General features: G+C 62.6%; 16 protein-coding genes and 1 pseudogene. 8 read left to right on the forward strand and 9 right to left on the reverse strand.

The genetic code is table 11. The features are described 5' to 3' along the window. Position 1: 1 nt before the first annotated feature. The 3 genes from tpiA (at position 2) to Q0X61_RS07340 (ending at position 1,560) form a co-directional block, all read left to right on the forward strand. Positions 2-787: a triose-phosphate isomerase gene (tpiA, locus tag Q0X61_RS07330; protein ID WP_297741799.1), complete on the forward strand. Its 786-nt coding sequence runs from the start codon at positions 2-4 to the stop codon at positions 785-787. 107 nt (positions 788-894) lie between these two features. Further along, positions 895-1,158 carry a preprotein translocase subunit SecG gene (gene secG, locus Q0X61_RS07335; protein ID WP_297741801.1) on the forward strand — a complete coding sequence of 88 codons (264 nt, stop codon included), beginning with the start codon at positions 895-897 and terminating at the stop codon, positions 1,156-1,158. A 45-nt stretch (positions 1,159-1,203) separates the two neighbouring features. Continuing rightward, a complete protein-coding gene (locus Q0X61_RS07340) occupies positions 1,204-1,560 on the forward strand; it encodes an RNA polymerase-binding protein RbpA (RefSeq protein WP_297741803.1) in 357 nt (118 codons plus the stop codon). Positions 1,561-1,598: 38 nt separating this feature from the next. Here Q0X61_RS07340 and pgl read toward each other — a convergent pair whose 3' ends face one another. Genes pgl through zwf form a run of 3 tightly spaced genes read right to left on the reverse strand, consistent with a single transcriptional unit; the run spans position 1,599 to position 4,721 of the window. Further along, positions 1,599-2,330 carry a 6-phosphogluconolactonase gene (gene pgl, locus Q0X61_RS07345; protein WP_297741804.1) on the reverse strand — a complete coding sequence of 244 codons (732 nt, stop codon included), beginning with the start codon at positions 2,328-2,330 and terminating at the stop codon, positions 1,599-1,601. Next, on the reverse strand, positions 2,330-3,235 hold the full coding sequence (locus tag Q0X61_RS07350; protein ID WP_297741806.1) for a glucose-6-phosphate dehydrogenase assembly protein OpcA: 906 nt from the start codon (positions 3,233-3,235) through the stop codon (positions 2,330-2,332). The genes pgl and Q0X61_RS07350 overlap by 1 nt, the downstream gene beginning before the upstream one ends. Positions 3,236-3,245: 10 nt before the next feature. Beyond that, the gene (zwf, locus tag Q0X61_RS07355; protein ID WP_297741827.1) at positions 3,246-4,721 is read right to left on the reverse strand and encodes a glucose-6-phosphate dehydrogenase; all 1,476 of its coding nucleotides are present in this window, start codon (positions 4,719-4,721) and stop codon (positions 3,246-3,248) included. A 149-nt stretch (positions 4,722-4,870) separates the two neighbouring features. On the opposite strand from zwf, the gene Q0X61_RS07360 reads away from it, so the two are divergent. Together Q0X61_RS07360 and Q0X61_RS07365 are read left to right on the forward strand one after the other, a co-directional pair. Beyond that, positions 4,871-5,794 carry a heme o synthase gene (locus Q0X61_RS07360; protein ID WP_367270718.1) on the forward strand — a complete coding sequence of 308 codons (924 nt, stop codon included), beginning with the start codon at positions 4,871-4,873 and terminating at the stop codon, positions 5,792-5,794. Positions 5,795-5,812: 18 nt separating this feature from the next. Then, the gene (locus tag Q0X61_RS07365) at positions 5,813-7,138 is read left to right on the forward strand and encodes a DUF4921 family protein (protein WP_297741810.1); all 1,326 of its coding nucleotides are present in this window, start codon (positions 5,813-5,815) and stop codon (positions 7,136-7,138) included. A gap of 409 nt (positions 7,139-7,547) precedes the next feature. On the opposite strand, the gene Q0X61_RS07370 is transcribed toward Q0X61_RS07365, so the two are convergent. The 6 genes from Q0X61_RS07370 to Q0X61_RS07395 form a co-directional block, all read right to left on the reverse strand. Further along, a complete protein-coding gene (locus tag Q0X61_RS07370; protein WP_297741812.1) occupies positions 7,548-9,488 on the reverse strand; it encodes a M3 family metallopeptidase in 1,941 nt (646 codons plus the stop codon). Between the two features lie 52 nt (positions 9,489-9,540). After that, positions 9,541-10,431 carry a heme A synthase gene (locus Q0X61_RS07375; protein ID WP_297741814.1) on the reverse strand — a complete coding sequence of 297 codons (891 nt, stop codon included), beginning with the start codon at positions 10,429-10,431 and terminating at the stop codon, positions 9,541-9,543. Then, entirely contained in the window at positions 10,419-11,177 is a 759-nt protein-coding gene (locus Q0X61_RS07380) for an ABC transporter permease (RefSeq protein ID WP_297741816.1), read from the reverse strand. Before Q0X61_RS07380 ends, Q0X61_RS07375 begins: the two co-directional genes overlap by 13 nt. Then, positions 11,174-11,896, reverse strand: a complete 723-nt coding sequence (locus tag Q0X61_RS07385; RefSeq protein WP_297741818.1) for an ABC transporter ATP-binding protein — start codon at positions 11,894-11,896, stop codon at positions 11,174-11,176. The genes Q0X61_RS07380 and Q0X61_RS07385 overlap by 4 nt, the downstream gene beginning before the upstream one ends. A 318-nt stretch (positions 11,897-12,214) precedes the next feature. Next, complete coding sequence (locus Q0X61_RS07390; RefSeq protein WP_297741820.1) at positions 12,215-13,060, reverse strand: hypothetical protein; 846 nt, start codon at positions 13,058-13,060, stop codon at positions 12,215-12,217. Continuing rightward, positions 13,044-14,024 (reverse strand): RHS repeat-associated core domain-containing protein, encoded by a 981-nt coding sequence (locus Q0X61_RS07395; RefSeq protein ID WP_297741822.1) that lies wholly within the window; start codon positions 14,022-14,024, stop codon positions 13,044-13,046. The genes Q0X61_RS07390 and Q0X61_RS07395 overlap by 17 nt, the downstream gene beginning before the upstream one ends. Positions 14,025-15,023: 999 nt before the next feature. On the opposite strand from Q0X61_RS07395, the pseudogene Q0X61_RS13385 reads away from it, so the two are divergent. The 3 genes and pseudogenes from Q0X61_RS13385 to Q0X61_RS07405 all read left to right on the forward strand — a co-directional run. After that, positions 15,024-15,695 (forward strand): annotated as a pseudogene (locus Q0X61_RS13385) (DNRLRE domain-containing protein); the annotation flags it as partial. Between the two features lie 495 nt (positions 15,696-16,190). Next, positions 16,191-18,326 (forward strand): RHS repeat domain-containing protein, encoded by a 2,136-nt coding sequence (locus tag Q0X61_RS07400; RefSeq protein ID WP_297741823.1) that lies wholly within the window; start codon positions 16,191-16,193, stop codon positions 18,324-18,326. 33 nt (positions 18,327-18,359) lie between these two features. Further along, a partial coding sequence (locus tag Q0X61_RS07405; RefSeq protein WP_297741825.1) for an RHS repeat-associated core domain-containing protein occupies positions 18,360-20,539 on the forward strand: 2,180 nt, incomplete at its 3' end.

Below are 20,539 nucleotides of genomic sequence, written 5' to 3' on the forward strand. Positions count from 1 at the left end.
CATGGCTCGTACCCCCATCATCGCTGGCAACTGGAAAATGAACATGAACCACGTCGAGGCGACTGGGCTCGTCCAGAAGCTCGCGTGGACGCTCGCCGACAAGGAGTTTGACCCGAAGACGGTGGACGCCGTCGTGATTCCTCCGTTCACCGACCTGCGCACCGTGCAGACGCTCATCGAGGGTGACCGCATGCCGCTGCAGCTCGGCGCGCAGGACGTGTCGGCACACGATTCCGGTGCCTACACCGGCGAGGTCAACGCAGACATGCTGGCCAAGCTGCAGGTGCGTTACGTCGTCGTCGGGCACTCCGAGCGTCGCCAGTACCACGGTGAAACCGACGAGCTCGTCGGCGCGAAGGCCAAGAAGGTGATTGCCTCGGGCATGACTCCCATCATCTGCGTAGGGGAGGGCCTGGACGTGCGTAAGGAAGGCAAGCACGTCGAGTACACCGTCGCCCAGGTTCGTGGCGCGCTCGACGGGCTGACCGCCGAGCAGGTAGCTGGCATCGTCATCGCCTACGAGCCAGTGTGGGCCATCGGCACCGGAGAGGTGGCGACCCCCGAGGATGCGCAGGAGGTGTGCGGCGCTATCCGTAATGAGGTGCGCAACGCATTCGGCGACGAGGCTGCCGACAAGGTGCGTATCCAGTACGGCGGCTCGGTGAAGTCCGGCAGCATCCGCTCCATCATGGATCAGCCCGACGTCGACGGCGCCCTCGTCGGTGGCGCAAGCTTGAAGGCGGAGGAGTTCGCGGCGATCATCAGGTTCCAGGATCTCGCTGTCTGATCCGTTTCTCACGCGTTGGTCGGTCGTTCACAGTGGTGGGCGGCCGACCAACGTTCTATCAAAGCTCTAATTCGGTATTCACTCATGCGTCAGTTACACTGGCCTGCGTGATTGTGCCTCTTCTCTCCACGCCGGTGACTATCCTTTCTGCGATTCTCATCGTGCTGAGCGTCCTTCTGGCAGCGTCCATCCTCCTCCACAAGGGCCGTGGCGGCGGTATGTCTGACCTGTTCGGTGGCGGCATGTCCACGTCGATGGGTGGCGTTTCGCGCGCCGAGCGTCGACTCGATTTCATCACGCTGATCGTCGGGCTGATTTGGCTGCTCACCATCATCGCGCTGCTGCTGGTGTACCGAGCCGAAGCGCTCTGAGGATCCACCCCAACCAATCCCAACGACAACCAAAGGAGAAGAGCCGTGGCAGGTGGCAATGCCATCCGTGGAAGCCGTGTGGGCGCTGGCCCCATGGGCGAGGCAGAGCGAGGAGACGCCGTCGCTCGGCACCGAGTGTCCTATTTCTGCGCGAGTGGACACGAGACGCGCCCTGCGTTTGCAATCGACGCCCAGATTCCCGAGGAATGGGACTGCCCCCGCTGCGGACTTCCGGCGAACAAAGATGAGGACAACCCGCCTCCGCCGCCGAAGATCGTGCCGTACAAGACGCACCTTGCCTACGTGAAGGAACGTCGCACCGCGGAGGATGCGAAAGCGATCCTCGCGGAGGCAATCACCACGCTGCGTGCCCGTCGGGCAGCAGGCGAAATCATTTACTGATTTCCTCCAATACCCGCAGCTTCCGGGCCAGCACCGCGCTAAAACTCGCAGTGGTACTGGCCCGGAAGCTTGCTGGCGGCTGCGTCGTCGACGAACCACAAGGTGGAAAGTTCGCCTTGAGCGTGAGTTGCGGGTAGCGTCTGGTCGCCGTCGAGGACGCGAGCCACGGCGTCGGCTTTGGCTTCGCCGGTGACGATGAACCACAATGAATCGGTGTTGTTGAGCGCATTGAACGTGAGCGTGATGCGCTCTGGGGGAGGCTTCGGCGCATCTTCTACGCCGATGACGAGCCGAGTGGTGGGCTTGAAGCTGGGGTGGTCGGGAAAGATCGACGCGGTGTGCCCGTCAGGACCCATGCCGAGCAACACGAGATCGAAGCCGATGTCGCCGAGTTCTGTCTCGTAGACGTCTGCGCTTTCGCGGGAATCCTTGCGCCCATCTTTCGCCGCCATCATGTGGATGTTGGCGGGTTGGATGGGCAGGGTTCTGGCGAGCCGTTCGAGGGCCTGCAGCGAGTTGCGTTCCGGGTCGGTGGCCGCCACGAACCGCTCGTCGCCCCACCACAGGTGGAGCTTTGTATAGTCGATGTCCACGTCGACGATGAGTTCTGCCACCCGCTCGTATACGGCGTTCGCGGCGGTACCGCCTGCGAGGCAGATATCGATGCGCTCTTTCGTGGCATCCTTCTTTGTCAGGAACGCTACGAGGCGCTCCGCAACAATGTTGGTGACATCGTCGGGATGCGGGGCACGAACCAGGCGTTGGTGCATTAGAGACCTCCTTCTTGTGACAGCAAATGGGCGACGGTGTCTTCGAACACCTGGTCGGGGTCAAGGCGTTGCAGCTCCTCGGTGAGGAGGTCAGTGAGCGGGCGCCGTCGCAGCGCCACCTTCCGTGGTGGCTGCCCAGGCACGGTGTACTCCGCCGTCGTGTTGCCGGGGCGATGAATGCGAATGTCGCCTGCGTCGGTGTTCAGGACCACCTCGATCACGCCGACGCCGTCGCCGTCGACGCGCTCCACCTCGATGCCCAGCCTACTGCTCAACCAGGTGGCGAGCAGCGTAGCGGGGGCGTTGTCGTGCGCCGACACCACGCGTGCGCCGCGCACGGGAGATGCCACCTGGTCGACGGCGGCGACGAGCAGCGCCCGCCACCTGGTGAGGCGTGTCCACGTGAGGTCAGTGTCGCCGGCGGTATGATGGCGGGCCCGGTTTCTGAGCGCCGCCTGCGGGTCGGCGCAGCCAGCGGCGTCCGTGATGCGCCGATCCGCGAGCTGGCCGATGGGGTCGTTCGCCAGGTCATCGGGCCCTTCATGGGGCCACCACACGACGGTAGGGGAGTCAGGAAGCAGCAGAGGCAGCAGCATCACGTTGGCTCGCTCACGCAGCCCGCCACGGAGGGTGAGGGTGATGAGATCGCCGGGGAGCCCGTCGCCCACCTCGATCGTGGCATCCATCGACGGGCCACCGTCGCTGTTGGCGTTGGTGACGACGATGACCCTAGATGGGTGAGCATAGGCGGAGGCCTTCGCGGCGTGGATGGCGTCGTCGAAGTGCGTGTCGTCGGTGGCGATGATGAGGGTAAGCACCAGGCCGCTCGCGCCCGCTCCACGGTGCGCCTTGGTAAGTTCAGCGGAGATTTCCCGCGACGTGGTGTCTGGCAGTTCAATGATCATAATGTTGCTCCTACGGGCGTCGCCAGGCACGACCGTCGCCGGCGAGCATGTCGTGGGCGGATGATGGGCCCCAGGTGCCGGGCTCGTACTGCTCGGGCTGCTCGTCGAGCGAGGCCCAGTATTCGAGCACCGGATCGAGGATGCGCCAGCTGAGCTCTACCTCTTCCTGCTGCGGGAAGAGTGGCGGTTCACCGAGCAGCACGTCGAGGATGAGGCGCTCGTAGGCTTCCGGGGAGGATTCGGTGAAGGAGCCGCCGTAGCCGAAATCCATCGACACCTCGCGGATCTCCATCTGCGTGCCGGGCACCTTCGCACCGAAGCGGAGGGTGACGCCCTCGTCGGGTTGGATGCGAAGTACCAGCGCGTTGGTGCCGAGTTTCGCGGTGTCGGTGCTGGTGAATGGCAGGTGTGGGGGTTGCTTGAAGTTGAGTGCTACCTCCGTCACGCGTCGCGGCATGCGCTTGCCGGTGCGGAGGTAGAAGGGCACACCGGCCCAACGTCGGTTGTCGATGTTGACGCGAATCGCCGCGAATGTTTCGGTGCAGGAACCGGGATCGACGCCGTCCTCGTCGATGTAACCCAGTACTTCTTTGCCGCCTTGCCAGCCGCCGGCGTATTGCCCGCGCGCGGTGTGCTTGGCGTAGTCGTTGGGGACGCTCGCTGCAGCTAGCACCTTTTTCTTTTCTGTGCGCAGCTGGGCGGCTTCGAAGTTCGTCGGGTCTTCCATCGCGGCGAGCGCCAGCAGCTGGAGGAGGTGGTTTTGCATCACGTCACGGGCGATGCCGATGCCGTCGAAGTAGCCTGCGCGGCCCCCGATGCCGATGTCTTCGGCCATCGTGATCTCGACGTGGCTGACATAGTGGTTGTTCCACACGGGCTCGAAGAGCTGATTCGCGAACCGCAGTGCCAGGATGTTCTGGACAGTTTCCTTTCCCAGATAGTGGTCGATGCGGAACACGTCTTGGGGCGCGAACAGGTCGGAGACGACGGCGTCGAGCTCCTTCGCGGATTCGAGGTTGTGCCCGAAGGGTTTCTCGATCACGACGCGATGCCAGCTCTCGTCGCTCTGCTCTACCAGGCCGTGCGAGCGCAGCTGCTGCATCACGAGCTCGAAGCCGGACGGCGGAATGGAGAGGTAGAACGCGTGGTTGCCGCCGGTGCCGCGCTCGGTGTCGAGTTCGGTGAGGGTTTCTCGCAGGCGTTCGAAGGCGTCGTCGGAATCGAAGGTGCCGCTCACGAAACGGATCCCCTCGAGCAGTTGCTCCCATACTTCCTCGCGGAATTCGGTGCGGGCGTGCTCCTTGACGGCGTCGTGCACGACCTGCGCGAAGTCTTGGTCTTCCCATTCCCGACGGGCGAAGCCAACCAGGCCGAAGCCAGGGGGAAGCAGGCCTCGGTTGGCCAGGTCGTAGACGGCTGGCATGAGCTTCTTGCGGGACAGATCGCCGGTGACGCCGAAGATGACGAGAACGCACGGTTCTGCGATTCGGGGGAGGCGGCGGTCGTCCGGGTCTCGCAACGGGTTGACGAACGGGGTGGGAGTGGAGGTCACGTTCCCCAGCCTAACGGTTCTTCGCAACTAGGATGTTCTCTATTTCAGCTGTAGACTCCCTCGGGAATTGTGAGGGAGGTCAGGTGACGGCAACGACGGCACACGCGTCGCGTGCGAGCGCGAAAGACGTGGTGAAGGCCTACGTCGCGCTGACGAAGCCTCGCATTATCGAGCTGCTGCTGGTCACCACCCTGCCCGCCATGTTCCTCGCGCAGGGCGGATTGCCGCCGCTGTGGCCTGCCGTTGCCACCATGTTTGGTGGTTGGATGGCCGCCGCCAGCGCCAACACATTCAACTGTGTGCTTGATCGCGACATTGACGAGACCATGCGCCGCACCCGGCGCCGCCCCATGCCTCGGCACCAAGTGGGGGTGCGCTCGGCCACCATCTTCGGTGTGCTGCTCGCCGTCATGTCGTCGCTCATCTTGGGGTTCGGCGCGAACTGGCTCTCCGCTGGTCTCGCGCTGCTGGCCAACGCGCTGTACGTGTTCGTGTACACGATCTGGCTCAAGCGCCGCACGTGGCAGAACATCATCTGGGGTGGCATTGCGGGATGTTTCCCGCCGCTGATCGGCTGGACCGCGGTCACGAACTCGGTGAGCTGGCCGCCGATCATCATGTTCGCCGTGGTGTTCTTCTGGACCCCGCCGCACACGTGGGCGCTGTCGTTTCGCTACAAGGACGACTACGCGGCTGCGGGCGTGCCGATGCTCCCCGTCGTTCGTACGGCCCCGCAGGTGGCCAGGCAGATTCTCGTCTACACCTGGCTGACGGTGGGCGCGTCGCTGCTGCTGTGGCCGGTGGCTCCGACGGGGCCGCTCTACGCCGTCGTGGCTCTCGCGTCCGGCGCCGTCATCACCTGGGAAGCCGTGCAGCTGCTGAGAAGGGCCAACCGCGGGCTCGAGGGTGCGCAGCTGAAGGCCATGCGTTTGTTCCACTGGTCGAACAGCTACCTCGCCATTTTGTTCCTCGCCATCGCAATCGATCCACTGATCTTCGCGCGCTGAAGCGCGTAGGCTCGAGGCATGGATCTGTTCGTGCGGGAGCCGGAGTACCTCGATGTGCTCGCCGATGGCACCGTCAAGCAGCTCAACCCCTTTACAGGTACCGAGGTGTGGACGGTGCCCGGCCGCGGCAATCGCCCGCTTGGTGTGCGGATGGCGGACACTCAGCCGCTCAACCCCGACGAACACGGCCGCCACTGCGCCTTTTGCGAGCTGCGCTACTGGGAGACCCCGCCGGAAAAGTCGCGCCTCGTGCGAAGGGGCGATGAGTGGGCGCAGCTCGACGCTGTCCCCGCCAGCCAGCTCCTCGACGAGGCGGCGGAGTTTCGTCGGGTGCCGAACCTGTTCGAGATTTTGAGCTACGACTACTGGCATCTCAACTACGGCTACGAGCTCCCTGCCGACGTCGCTGCCCGTCGTGAGGAGTATCTGGCGGAGCCCGAGGGGCTGCGGCACGTGGTGAGTGTGGTGGAGGCCAAGCTGCGCGCCAGTGGGCATGCGCCCGAGGACATCGCTCGGATGGAGCTCGCCGACAAGCTGGAGGCGGCGTCCGGCTTTTTCGGGGGAGGACACGACGTGATCATTGCCCGTCGACACTTCGTCGACGGCGCTACGGAGAACTCCCAGCTGGCATCCTCCGGCACGCTCACGCCGGGGGAGCACCGTCGGTTCCTGCGGTTTACAGTGGATGCGATGGCACAGCTCTACGCTGCCAATCGATACGCGCGGTATGTGTCCGTGTTCCAGAACTGGCTGAAACCTGCTGGTGCGTCCTTTGATCACCTGCACAAGCAGCTAGTGGCGATCGACGAGCGCGGGACGCAACAGGAGCTGACGTTGGCGAGGCTGCGGCGCAATCCCGACATCTTCAATGACGCGGCCGCGAACTATGCGAGCAGAAACAATCTGATGATCGCCGAAAACGACCACGCCATCGCGTTCGCGGGGTTTGGGCACCGGTATCCGACCATCGAGGTGTACTCGCGATCTGAGGAGTCGGACCCGTGGCGGCACTCGTCGCAGGAGATCGACGGTGTGTCGGATGTGCTGCACGCGATGCATGCCGCGACGGGCGCCGACGTCGCGTGCAACGAGGAGTGGCACCATCGGCCCATCGACGTGCGCGAGCCGATGCCGTGGCGCATCATGCTGAAGTGGCGAGTCTCAACGCTGGCGGGCTTCGAAGGGGCGACGAAGATCTACCTCAACACCATCGACCCGATGACACTGCGCGACAAGGTGGTCTCCCAGCTGCACGCGTTGCGCGACCAGGGGCGGATCGCCGCCAGCCTGCGCATCGCCACCGAATGCGGCTGCCAACCCAACCCCCTGCGGTACCGCCGCTGATCGCGGGTACGCCGGGGCCGCTCCGCGCCGGTGGTTGGGTAGCCGCTCTCGCCTCGGTGGTTGAGTAGCCGCCGTAGGCGGCGTATCGAAACCACACCCCGATGATTTCGATACACGCCCTACGGGCGCTACTCAATCATCGAATCTGGCACAACTCGACGGTCGGGCCTGGCCGGTGGTTGAGTAGCGAGCGAAGCTCGCGTATCGAAACCCGCCGAAGCCACCCACCACGAAACTTCAAAATCCGTACGCAGATGAGATGAAGGGCCTGTATTAGGGGTGTTTGGTCAATCTGCGTACGGATTTTGAAGTTTTTCGATCGCTGCGCCGCCCACTCGAGGGCCGGGTGAGGGCCGCCCCCGGTGATTGAGTAGCCCGCGTAGCGGGCGTATCGAAATCCCGCGCGGTACTACGCCAATGTCAAACCCAGGCGGTCGAGCAGTGGTTGCAGCTCCGGGTCGCGTCCGCGGAACGTCCGGTAGGTCTCCATCGGGTCGACGCCGCCTGCCGGGCCCAGCAACGTCGCGCGGAAGTGGTCGCCGTTTGCTCGGGTGCCGCCTCCTTGCTCCTCGAACCAGGCCACGGCATCCGCGTCGAGCACCTCGGCCCAGGTGTAGCCGTAGTAGCTGGCCTCGTAGCCGCCGCCCCAGATGTGCGCAAAGTACTGCGTGCGGTAGCGCGGCGGGCAGATGTCGTCGGCCAGCCCGTAGCGCTCGAGCGCGGACTGCTCGAAGGCGGCCACCTCGTCGGCGGAGGAGGGGAGTTCGTCGAGCGGCGTGGAGTGCCAGACGTAGTCGAGCACCGCGGCGATGAGCACCTCGGCATTGGCGTAGCCCAGCCCGAATTCGCTGGCGGCCTGCAGTTTCTCCAGCCATTCGGCGGGCAGCACCCGGCCGGGCTGCCAGGCCCAGTGCTCGTTGACCTGACTGGGGAATTCGACGAAGTCGCGCGGCACGCTCGTACCGGAGCGCGACGGGTACTTGGCCTTGCCGAACAGCCCGTGCAGCGCGTGTCCGAACTCGTGGAACATGGTGATGACTTCATCCCACGTGACGGTCGGCACGGTCTTGCGGTAGTTGCAGTTGTTGGTGACGATGGGCAGCTCGTCGGAGAGCGTCGACACCTCGTTGATGGCGTTCATCCAGGCGCCGCCGTTCTTCGTCGGGCGTGCCCAGAGGTCCATGAGGAACAGCCCGACGGGGGAGCCGTCGGCGTTGGACACCTCGTACACCTGCGCGTCCTCGACGTGCCCGCGCAGATCGTCGCGCAGCTTGAACGTGATGCCGTACAGCTCGGTGGCCGCTGCGTAGCAGGCCTCGGTGACCTTCTCGACGGTGAGGTACTCGTCGAGCTCAGACTCGTTGAAGGCGAACCGTTCCTTGCGCAGCTGCGCCTCGACGTACTGCCAATCAGCCGCCGTGAACGTGGCGCCGGGGTTGAGCTCGGTGTACTTGTTCGCGAGCTCGGCTGCTTCCTCGCGTGTCTTCGCCAGCGCCGCCTGCGCCAGCGGGATGAGCATCTCCTCGATGGCTTGCGTCGTCTTCGCCGTGCCCATCGACGCGACGAGCGCCGCGTGCGACGGATACCCGAGCAGCGTGGCGCGTTCGGCGCGCACGCGAGCCAACTCGACGAGGGTCGCGCGCGTATCGAACTCGCCCAGCCCGCGTGTAAGGGAGGCGTCGAGGACGCGGCGTCGCAAGTCGGCGTTGGCGAGCTTGGCGGTCAGTGGCTGCTGCGTGGTGTTCACCAGCTGAAGGCGGAGTCCGTCGTCGGTGCGCAGGGCATCCACGTCGGCGGGGGAGAGTCCCTCTAGCTCCTCCTCGTCGACGGCAAACCCGGCGGCATTACGTGCCTCGCGGTTGAGGCGCTCGAACGTCGTGGACAGCTCCGCGATGCGCCCGTTCAGCTCGCGCAGACGCGCCTGCTCCGCCTCGCCGAGCGCGACGCCGGCCCGCTCGAAGTCCTTCAGCAGCTCAGTCAGGTGGTAGCGGTCCTGATCGTCAGCCTCGACCTCGCTGTCGTCGAATCGGCGTTGCAGCGCCTGCAGACGATCGTAGATGCCCTTGTCGAGATAGATTTCGTCGTCGTGGGCGGACAGCTTGCCCGCGTATTCCTCGGCGATCGCGTCCAGCTCGTCGGTGGTGTCAGCGGACTTCACCGAGTAGAACATCGAGAGCACCAGATTGAGCGGCCGACGCGCTTCCTCCCACACGTTGAGCACGTTCTCGCGCGTGGCGAGGGCGCCGTCGCTGCGCAGCGCCGCGAGCGTCTGCCTCTGGTGGGCCATGCCCTGGTCGATCTCGTCGCGGTAGCGCTCAGCCGAGTAGCTGGCGAAGTCAGGCAATGCCATCGGTGGCCTTTCATCTCGTTGTACTTCGGCCACCCACTCTATTGCGTCTGGCTTAGTCGGAAGCGAGGTTTGCGGCCTTGGTGCCGAACAACAGCCAAGCCGAGGCTGCCGCGAAGACGGTGAGGCCAGCCATGTGCATCCACACCACGGTTGCCGGGATGCCCAGGAAGTACTGCAGGTAGCCGATGGCGCCCTGCAGCGCCACGGCGGCGAGGAACATCGTCGCCAGGCGAGCCGCTTCGCGGTTAGCCGCACGCTTGCACACCACGACGCAGGCGACGGCCAGGATGGCCACCACCCACGCTGAGAGCGCGTGGATGCGCGCGATCTGCTCGATGTTGAGCCCGTTGCGCGGCGCGTTGGCGTCGCCAGCATGGGGGCCGGCACCCGTCGTGAGCGTGCCGGTCACTACGCTCACCATGGCCGCGCAGAAGGTTCCGACAATGAGCGCCCGGGTGCCGGCCGACGTCACAGCCGGCACGTTGTCACGCCCCAACAACACACCCCACGTGCACAACACGATGAGCGGAATGGAGGCCGTGAGGTGGAAGCCCACGATGAACGGGTTGAGCCCCAGCTTCACCGTGATACCGCCGACGATGGCCTGCGCGATAATGCCCCATCCGACGGCGAACGTCACCCACCACAGCTTGGTGCCGCGCCCGCGCACCCACCATGCCGCGATCCACGCGCCGAGCGCGACGAAGCACAGCACGCCGGTGAGCGTGCGGTTGCCGAACTCGATGAGCCCGTGGATGCCCAACTCAGCGTGCGGGGTGAGCCGGTCTGGAGTGCAGTAGGGCCAGTCGGAGCAGCCGAGCCCCGAGCCAGTCAGACGCACGATACCGCCCGTGACCACGATGCCCATGTTGCAGATCAGCGACGCCCACAGCCACGCCATCAGCGCGCGCTGCGTGCCGACGAGCTTCTTCAAGAGGTCCAACGAAATACCTTTCTGGCAAGCGCCGCAGCCGCCGCAGCCCACACGGCCGCCACGGCGAGCGGCAACCAGAGCACTGTACCTGTTCCCCCCGCACGCAGCGACTCCCCGACCGCGGCGGTGGGTAGTGCAGTGAGGATCGGTTGCGACCAGCTGGGGAACGCCGTCACGGGAATCACGATGCCGAGCGGAAGGCCAACCAGGAACAACAAGTTCGCCAGCGCCAGCGTCGTCTCCGGGCGAAGTGAACCAGCGATGGCCAACCCGAGCGCAATGAACGCCGCCATGCCGACGATGCACGTCACCGTCGTGACGAGCCACGCCGCAGGGGCGATCGCGGGGCGCCAGCCCATCAGCAGCCCTAGGACGCCGAGCGCGACAACCTGTCCCAAGGTGATCATCGCGATGGACAGCGCCTTGCCGAGCAGAATGCCGTCCTTGCCCAGCGGGGTCGCGGTGAGGCGCTCGAGCACGTTGTAGCGTCGCTCAAATCCGGTGGCGATGGCGAGCGTCGTGAGCCCCGATGACCACAGCACCATGCCCAGCACCGACGGCGCCAGCTGTTGGTAGTCGATGCCAAACCGCGCGCCCCACACCTTGCCGGCAACCAGGATGGCTACGGGAAACACGATGGCGAGGATGAGCTGCTCGCCGTTGCTCAGGATGAGCCCGGCCTCCATCTTGGCGTGCTGCCACACCTGCGCCCTGCGAGGTGCTGCAGTGGGGGCGGGAGTGAAGTCGAGGTTCATGCTTCCTCCTCGGTGCACTGCAGAAATGCCTTCTCGAGGGTTCCGTACCGGGCATCGAGCTGTGCGACGGTGCCACTCGCCCGAGCGCGCCCACGGTGCATGATGGTGACGGTATCGGAGAGCTCCTCGGCCTCGGCCATGTTGTGGGTGGTGAGCACGACGGCGACACCGGCGTCGCGCACAGAACGGATGAGTTGCCATGTTTGATGGCGAGCGCGAGGGTCCAGGCCCGACGTGGGCTCATCGAGGAACACCAGCGATGGCCTTCCGACGAGCGCCCCTGCCAGGTTTACAGCCTGCTGCTGGCCGCCCGAGAGCCTGCGGTAGGCGGTGGTGGCGAACTCGTCGATGTGCAGGACCTGCATGAGCTCATCGATCGGCTGCGGGTGCGCGTACAGGCTGGCGAGATAGCGCAACAGTTTCGACGGGGTCACCGCCGCCCATGCGCCAGTGGCCTGGGGCATCAACCCGACGCGTGCGCGCGCCTCGGCAGAACCTGGCGCGTGGCCGAAGATCTTCAGCGAACCCTCGTCGGGAGTGAGCAGCGCGGTGCAGCAGCGGATGAACGTGGTCTTGCCCGCACCGTTGGGGCCGAGCAGTGCGGTGACTGTGCCCGGAGACGCTGTGAGGCTCAGGCCATCCAAGGCGGGCTTTGTGCCAAACGAGAGCCGCAGATCGTGGGCTTCCAGAGCGAGGGGCATGGTGTCAGCGTAGGCCATCGCAGCTGAGAGGTAGAAGTTCGATCAGCAGCAGCCGTGCTCATCGCCCGTCGCGAAGCTGCGCAGCACAGCATCAAACGTAATCACATATTTCTCTTCAAACCCGGCTATCGGATTAGCGAATCAGAGCGAAACCAAGGTGCTCTGCGCTCCAGAGAATTCAGCCAACGTAACATCTTGTGCGCTTGGCTAATTCCGGATTATCTTCCCAATATGGGCAGATGCGTGAGTCGCGCTAGGTGTATTCAGTCGGGAGTTGTGGATGACCCCGGGGAGAGGAGTATCCTCTTTTGAATGATCGTTACAATCCTGGATGAATCAAGCCTCACAAGATCCTGTCTCTCCTGCTTTGTTAGGGTGCTGCAAGACAATGACGTAGTCGTCGGTGAGTTTACCGGTTGAGCAGCGCCACTTCGGCAGCATCCGTCCGTCAGTAGCCCCGGCCTGACGCATGATCTGGCTAGCCGCCGCGATGGGAGGAAGCTGATCATTTCTGGAAGAGAAGGCAACACAGCGCATCCCTGAAGGTAGTCGGGATTCTAACCAGTCTCTACCTAATCGAAACGTTATTTCCATGGAACTCTGTGCTAATGAGAATGTCCCAGATTCCATATCCCAAGACTTGGTGATTGAGAACTCGGTATGTGGTAAATTTAACCAATCAGAAGGCGCTAAAGGCATGGTGGCAACCCAATCGGTTCCAGTCCGCTTCATCGAGGCCCCTGCTGGGAAACGCCGGTGAAAAAGGCCACCGGGGGGACCCTCCGGAAACCAGTAGGGCCAAGACTTCACCGGCCAAGAGGTTGCTTCTTCGCAGGAATAATTAAAAGATTTTCCGGGAAAACCTTGAATGTAACTAAGAAGGTGGCGCGAGTTTAGAAAAAAATCATCTTGAATGAAGGATCGTATAATGCAGACGCCCTTTGTGACGACATCTTCCTCGTCCCAGCCAATCATATCCTTTGAAAATCCGTTAGAGAGATAGATCTCGTATCCGGCATCGTCATCATCTCCATCGCCGCTTATGTCATAGCTGGCAATCTCGCATATCCTACCGTTCTTGAAGGCAAGAAGCATGGGATATCCAGTACTATCGGCGTCTCGCTCGACCTTGATATCCATGAGTGATAGCTTCTGTCTAATTATCTCAATGGCGGCGGCCATTTACTCCCCTTTTTCGTTTGATAAGCAACTGAGCCTCGCCTTTTCTGTTCCACTCAACGATGAGTTTTCTGCGTTCGGCATGCACATGGAGACGATCAACTCGACGGCGCCATTGGGGCAGTTTCTTCCAGTGTTTGTGTTGGGGGCCGAGTGACACACGGGTCCGGTTCATTCTGAGGGTGTTGTTACCGTTCTTGACCACGTGCTTGATTGCTCCTTTGGCTGCGCGCCAACTCTTGGTGGATCGGGCTATTTGCGTGACACGCGCGGCATATTTGAGTCCTCTTCCTGCCGGTCCTAGAAGGGAAAGCGCTGCTTCTGCGTAGCGTCCCCTGCGTACCGCATCGACAGCAAGAGCACCACTTGCTACCCACCCGATAGGGCCAGGAATATAACTAGCGGCAACCAATCCCACTCGCCACCATGCTTGGCCGGTGGTGTCTTGTTTGTTGATGGGGTCGTTGGGGTAGGTGTAGGGGGTGTCGTTGCCGCCGTAGATGGGGTCGAGGCTGGTGAACAAACCAGTGACCGGGTTATAAAGACGTGCCCCCATGAGGAGGATTCCGGTCTGTGTGGTGGTGCGCTGTTTCGCACCCAGCCACCCATAGCCATTGACCGCAACACCAGCGGTACCCACCGGCCGCGTGGCAACTGGAATGCCGTATTCGGTGTAGCGGGTCCACCCATCAAGACCGGTCGCCTCATGCTGATCGGCTGGCAGTGTGATGGTTGCCGAGACATCCCCGCGCGGATTAGCCAATGCCAGCTCACCGCTGGTCACCCCACCGGAAGTAGTCAACGACCAACTCACATCACTGCCCGTGAGAAGACCTGCATACACAGTGGTTGACGAACCCTGCACTGTACTGGTGGTCACCCACGCCGGGTTATCCGAATCATCCACATAATGGTTCGTCACCGACTCAGTGACAGTCGTTTCCAACGTGCGGCGTGTGGTCTGCACCGTGCGACGCCCAGCCGCATCCAACCCATACGGCACACTCACCGAGCGCCTGCAGCGGCAACGATTGTGACTATGTTGGCGAGCTGCCTGCTTGGCTGTGGTTCTACATGCTGCAAGCTTGCGTAGATCTCTGTGAAGTAACAAATCGGATCTTGCGTAGTTGCAGCGCTTGATGTCAAAATTCCGTTAATGCGGGCGGATGCGTGAGTCGCCGCAGGCCTTGTTGGGTCTCAGAGTTGAGCGAGGTTTGTGGTGATGATGAAGCGTGCGTTGGTGCTGCTGATAGCCATTTCGTTGACGGTGGGCGTTGGAGTGGTGGGCCCGGCGTGGGCTGCTCCGACTGATGATGGGGATGTGGGGGGATCAGCCACTTCGGCCGTTCCTCTGGTGCGACCTGATTGGGTGTCCGCAGTGGTGACTGCCCGGGCGCAAGGGGCGCGGGTGGAGGTGCTGTCTGAACGGACTGAGTCGTCGCGGGTTTTTGCGCGTCCTGATGGTGCCGTTGAGGAAGAAGTCTCTGCTGCCCCTGTGCGGTTTAGAGATGCCGATGCGGCTGATGGATGGCGAGATATTGACACGTCGCTGAAGGTTTCCGGGTCGGTAGTTGTTCCGGGATCGATGCCTGTTGATGTGGTGTTATCGGGTGGCCCATCAACGTCTGACTTGGTGGTGTTTGATGCTGGGAGTGCTGACGAAGTTGCGGTGGCATTGCAAGGGCAGGCGCTTCCGAAGCCCTTGCTGGAAGGCTCCACGGCGCGCTATCCCGATGTGTTTCCGGGTGTGGATGTGTCAGTTGATGTCCGGTCGGGTGGGTTTGAGCTGTTGTGGGTTGTCAAAAACGCTGCGGCTGCAAGACGGTTGGTGACTCGTTTTGGGGGTTCGGATGGACTAGAGCTTCCATTCGTGGTGCGTTCTCGAGGCTCGGTGGCTGCCGAGCGCGATGGTGGAGTCAAGCTTTCGAAGAATGGGAAGCCCATCGGGAGATTCGCGCCACCTTCGATGTGGGATTCGCATGCAGCGATTCCGGGCGAAAAGGGTGCCGAACGGCGTGTTGGATTTGGAATAGATAACACGAGACCCCAAGCGCGACGCGCAGCATCCAGCCAAGCCGTTGAGGTTCGGGCGGATACGCAGTGGCTGCTGGATCCTGCGCGGGAGTTTCCCATCTCGATCGATCCAACCTATGCCGTGGCTACTGGTGGGCCTGTCTTCGACACGTTTGTACAGCAGGGGTTTACCACGGATCAGTCGCGGTCGGCAGAACTGAAAGTAGGAAATAACGGTCAGGGCCAAGTGGCTCGGAGTTTCCTGAACTTTAGTGCTGGGCTATTTAAGGGTCGCGATGTCGTGAATGCGAACTTGTCACTGTATGAGTCTTGGTCGTGGAGTTGTTCCTCGAGCGCGTTTTCGTCGTATGACTCCGGGTTAGCGACGACTGCGACTCGTTGGACGACACAGCCTTCGATTGGGGCTCGACGTGCATGGGTGGCCGCTGCTAAGGGGTACTCGTCTTCATGTCCTGCGGGGCGGGTTGTGCTCGATATGACGGCTCAAGCGAAAGCTTGGTCAAAAACTACTCAATCGCAAGTAGGCATGATGTTGCGTGCCGATACAGAAGATCGCTCTTGGGGATGGAAGCGTTTCCACTCGTCGGAGGGTGTGCACAAACCGCTCTTGACAGTCGTGTATAACCGCGCACCAAGCACTCCGGGGGTCCCGGTAGTCGATGGGCTGGTTTCCGCCAAGGTTGCCGATGGCTCGACGAAGTTGTTTTTGGGGAATCCGAAACCGCGGTTGAGAGTGCCGGTCTCGGATCCGGACAAAGACTCGGTGAAGGTGCAGTTCGCGTACTTCTATACTGCGACAGATCAGCCGGTGGTTTTGTGCGAGGCTGGGGCAGTGGCATCGGGTGGTACTGCGTCGTGCACATCGCGGGTGGCCATTCCGGATAACAAGAATACGTGGATCAGGGCCCGAAGTTTTGACGGTCGCGTCTGGTCAGGGTGGGGGCCTGGGAAGGAAGTTCGACCTGCGTTCATTGCGCCATATGCCCCGAAGATCGCGTGCCCGGCCTCGGCGAACAAGACGTGGGTCGAGCGCGTACGCTCGGCGGAGACGTGCACCCTCACTGCCCGACATACGTCGTGGTCATCGTCACCGACGAAGGTGACGTGGCGAGTCAACGGCGGGGCGTGGCAGGAGAAAACATTCAATCAGATTGCGGCTGACACCAAGGCCGCGGATGTGCGGGTCGGCGGTGTTCCCGGTGGGCATCAGATTGAGGCGTATGTGACGTCGCCGACTGGGAAGAAATCTGCGATATCGACGTACAGTTTTGGGTATGGAACGCCGTCGCTGGTAACCCCAACGGCAGCGGTGACGACGCACGGTGGGGTGAAGGTCGAGGGTGTGGGCGCCCCCGCCCAGAGTGGGTTGCAGGTGCAGGGCGCGATCCAGTGGCGGGTGAAGGGAAGCACAATTTGGTATGACTCGTCGGCGAAGGTGTCTGCGGATCCGGCCAAGACGATGGTGTCTGGCCTGCTGGACACATCACAGATTCTTGAGGCCCATCCGGAGTTGAGTAAGCGCGCGAGCGTGGTGTTGGAGACGCGTGTGAAGTTCACGTATGGGCTGTCCACGCTGGTGACGTCGTCGCGGGAGATCGTTCGTGTGCCGCATGCGTTTGGTGCTGGATTCCCGGTCGATGACGTGGCTGGCGGCCAGGTGGCCCTGTGGACTGGCGAACTGCAAGTCAGCACCACAGATGGAGAGCTGTCAACACCGACGGGTGAGTTATCGGTGTCTCGGACACATTCGACGTTCGCCGGCGAGATGTCTCCGGCACAAGGAGTGTTCGGGCCAGGTTGGGTTGCGTCACTAGATGGCGGCCCAACAGGTGTGTCCGAGATGGAGCTGATCGACAATACGTTGTTTGATGGCACGTTGGTGTTGGCCAGCGCGGACGGACAGGTGCTGCCGTTCGGTGCGCCCAATGACGGCTCTGTGCGCACAGGGGCAACTCTGGCAGTGGGAGAGTATGCACCGATCGGCGCTGAAGCAGAATCCAGCACATTGCGCATGCAGGTCTCCGGCAATGGTGCGGCGACGAAAGTCACGGTCATTGACGAGGACGGCGTTCACACTAGGTTCACAGCCCGCACTGCCCCCACAACGACTGGGGAAGCGAAGTTCATCACGGATTCGGTGTGGGATTCAGCTACGGGTGAGACGACCTCGTATCGCTACGACAGTCAAGGCCGAGTTACTGACATCATTGCCCCGAAACCGGACGGTGTGACGATGGAGTGTATTCCAGGAAAGCCGGTGGCTGGGTGTCGCATATTGCGGTTGTCCTACGCGACGGCTACCGGTAATGGTGATTACCAGGGCCGTCTGAAGAGCATCACTGCGCAGGCGGGTACGGATGTCAAGGAGTTGTCGCGGTATCGCTACGACTCATCGGGGCGTTTAGTGGCCCAGACGGATGTGGTCACTGGTTTGACGACGACATACACCTGGGACGGCGCGAGCCAGCGGCTAGCGTCGGTTACGGATCCAGGGTTGGCGACCGTGTCTTATCACTACAGTGCAGGCAAGCTGGTCAAGGTGACGCGCCCGGTCCCTGCGAGCGCTGGCGGCGGTACTGCGCAACTGGCGGCGGTCGTGGCCGATCAGCCTCTCGACGCGGTGCCTGGCCTCGACCTCACCCAGTTCGATGCCTATGGGCTTCCCCGACGAGCTACGAAGGTATTCGCGGCGTTCGGCCCTGATCAGATCATCGATGGCGCCCCGACAGAGGAGGCATGGCAGCGTGCGGATGTGTGGCTGACTGACGATATGGGCTATACGATTCACGAGGGATCCTTCGGCGGTGGAGCGTGGCAATTGACCGCGAACGTCTACGACGAGTCGGACAACGTCACCCACTCGTGGGATGCACGCGCCACCGCAGCGATCCGTTCCGGCGATATCACCGACATCAGTGCGGCAGCCACAACCACTGTGTTCAATCAAACCGCCATCGCTGACGCTGACGGAATGGTGTTGGTGCCCGCCCGGACGCGTGTGGAACATGTGTATACGCCTGCGGCGATGATCCGTACCAAGGGCTCAGACGTGGCAGAGATGCTGCGCAAGCATGTCGCCACCACCTACGACGAAGGGGCTCCAACTCCTGGGCTGTCGTTACCGACCAAGATCCAGGTGACTGCCGAGCGTCCCGACGGGACAGTGGTGGAGACGCTCACCACAACCTTTACGGGTTATGACAAGCTGGAGGCCTCGGACTCAAAGTCTGGCTGAGATCTAAGAACAGCGACCTCGGTTACGCTCGATATGAACAGCAATGGGGTACCGGACAGTGCAGATATCCGGCGCGAGACCCGCTACGACGCCCAAGGGCGAGTGATCGAACAGCGTCAACCCGGGGCGGGCTCCACCGACCCGGGCACCCGCCGCACCGTCTACTGGACCGCCGGCACCAACCCGACCGACCCCGCCTGCGGCCGGCAACCGGCATGGGCAGGGTATGTGTGCAGCGAAGGCCCCGCCTCACAGCCATCCGGCACCCCACTGCCGGTGACCTACCACCGCGACTACCAATGGCACGGTGCAGCCGCCACCGAACAGGACATCTCCGCAGCGGTAAAACGGACCACGACCACCACCTTCGATGCGAAGACGCGGCCCGTGACCGTCTCGACCACCGTCACCGGACTGCCAGACTCGACCCCGATCCCGGCGGTGACAACCACCTACGACGACACCACCGGACTCATCACCGGCACCCAGTCAACGGCGGGATCGACGATGATGACCTACGATTCCTGGGGCAGACAACTCACCTACACTGCCTCGGGCAGTGGTACGACTACGACGACCTACAACCATCTCGGTGACATCACCAAGGTCGTGACCCCCCAGACCGAGACCACGTTCACCTACGACGGCACCGACGCCAACGGGCAGATGGAGCATCGCGGGCTGCTGACCAAGACGACCGTCCACAAGGACTCCCGGTCATGGACTGCATCGGCCGCGTATGATGCCCAAGGCGAACTGTTGTTAGAGAAACTCCCCGGCAAGATTGAACGCCACCATCTCTATGATCTCACCGGGGAACTCATCTCCCAGCGCTACGACGGTCCCGTCACCAACCCCGGCACCGGTATTACGACGATCCAGCCGTGGTTGGCGTGGAGTATGGAGGCCAACGCGGCTGGGCAGATCGTGCATGAGTGGAATCCTGATGGTGCCGCGTTCACTGGCGCGGTCGCCGGCGCTCAGGCGGTCGCCGCGGATGTGACGTATTCGTATGATCCGGCCGGGCGGCTCACAGAGGTGGTGGACCGCTCCGATGAGGTTGACGGCACCGGTTGCAGGTTGCGTACGTACCGGTTTGACGCTCGAGGCAATCGGCTTGCTGACACTACGGCTGCCGCCACCACCGGGGCGCTCTGCCCCACCTCAGGTGGGGTGGGGACCAGCCGTAGCTACGATGCGGCGGACCGGCCCGCCACTGCTGGCGACGGCACCGTCTACACCTACGATGCGCTTGGTCGGCAAACCCTCATCCCAGCCGCGGATGCACCGCGCCCGGAATCGGGTGGTGTTCACCTGTCGTACTACGACGATGACACCGCGAAAGCGATCACCCAGGCGGGGGTGAGTTTGTCATACACCCTGGATGTCGCTGGACGTCGCACGGTGCAGACCACACGCCGCACCCTCGAGGCGGCTGTGACGGAGTCGGTGACGAATCATTATGTGGATGATTCGGATGATCCTGGCTGGGTGACCACCGTCACCGCCGACCGGGCGTCGACGACGGTGTACGCGGACTTGACCAGTGGCGGGTTGTCGTTGTCGATCACGACTTCTGGTGAGTCCACGGTTGGGGAGCTGGCGCTTGCGAGTCCCCGCGGGGATGTGTCCGCCACCGTCACTCTCCCGACGGACGGGGAAGCCGCGGAGGGGCTTGATCGGTGGAGCCGCTACACCGAGTACGGCACACCAGTTGCCGCACCCTTCACAGGTGCGGGTGGTGTTGCAGCCAACGGCTACGGGTGGCTGGGTGTGAAACAGCGCACCACCACACAGACCGGAATCCTCCTCATGGGGGCACGTCTTTATAACCCGGTCACTGGTTTGTTCACCAGCCTCGACCCCATCTACGGCGGCAACGACACCCCGTATGCCTACCCCAACGACCCCTTGGGCTCTTGCGATACTTCTGGGCTGTTCAGCTGCAGTGAAACCTTGGCAAGGATTGCAAACCTTGTTTGGGAGCTTCAGCGACGCAATACCCAGCTTTATGAAAACAAAAATAATTTGCCACTACGCGGAACGCGATCCATTGTAGGCCATCAGCAGCAGTTTAGGGATAAGCAGCGATCCTTGAAAAAATCACTCAAGTCCTTTTATTTTAATGGGTGCTCGTGGGCGGACGGCTATAAGGATAGGCGGTACCGCAACGCTTTAAAAGCTGCAAATTCGTGGACTAGACGAAAACCAAA

This window comes from uncultured Tessaracoccus sp., from assembly GCF_947255005.1.
In the GTDB taxonomy this organism is placed as follows: domain Bacteria; phylum Actinomycetota; class Actinomycetes; order Propionibacteriales; family Propionibacteriaceae; genus Arachnia.

Coding starts and splice junctions, on each gene's coding strand:
- tpiA (WP_297741799.1), top strand. CDS start 2: ATGGCTCGTACCCCCATCATCGCTGGCAACTGGAAAATGAACATGAAC.
- pgl (WP_297741804.1), bottom strand. CDS start 2,330: ATGCACCAACGCCTGGTTCGTGCCCCGCATCCCGACGATGTCACCAAC.
- Q0X61_RS07350 (WP_297741806.1), bottom strand. CDS start 3,235: ATGATCATTGAACTGCCAGACACCACGTCGCGGGAAATCTCCGCTGAA.
- Q0X61_RS07365 (WP_297741810.1), top strand. CDS start 5,813: ATGGATCTGTTCGTGCGGGAGCCGGAGTACCTCGATGTGCTCGCCGAT.
- Q0X61_RS07370 (WP_297741812.1), bottom strand. CDS start 9,488: ATGGCATTGCCTGACTTCGCCAGCTACTCGGCTGAGCGCTACCGCGAC.
- Q0X61_RS07380 (WP_297741816.1), bottom strand. CDS start 11,177: ATGAACCTCGACTTCACTCCCGCCCCCACTGCAGCACCTCGCAGGGCG.
- Q0X61_RS07385 (WP_297741818.1), bottom strand. CDS start 11,896: ATGGCCTACGCTGACACCATGCCCCTCGCTCTGGAAGCCCACGATCTG.
- Q0X61_RS07390 (WP_297741820.1), bottom strand. CDS start 13,060: ATGGCCGCCGCCATTGAGATAATTAGACAGAAGCTATCACTCATGGAT.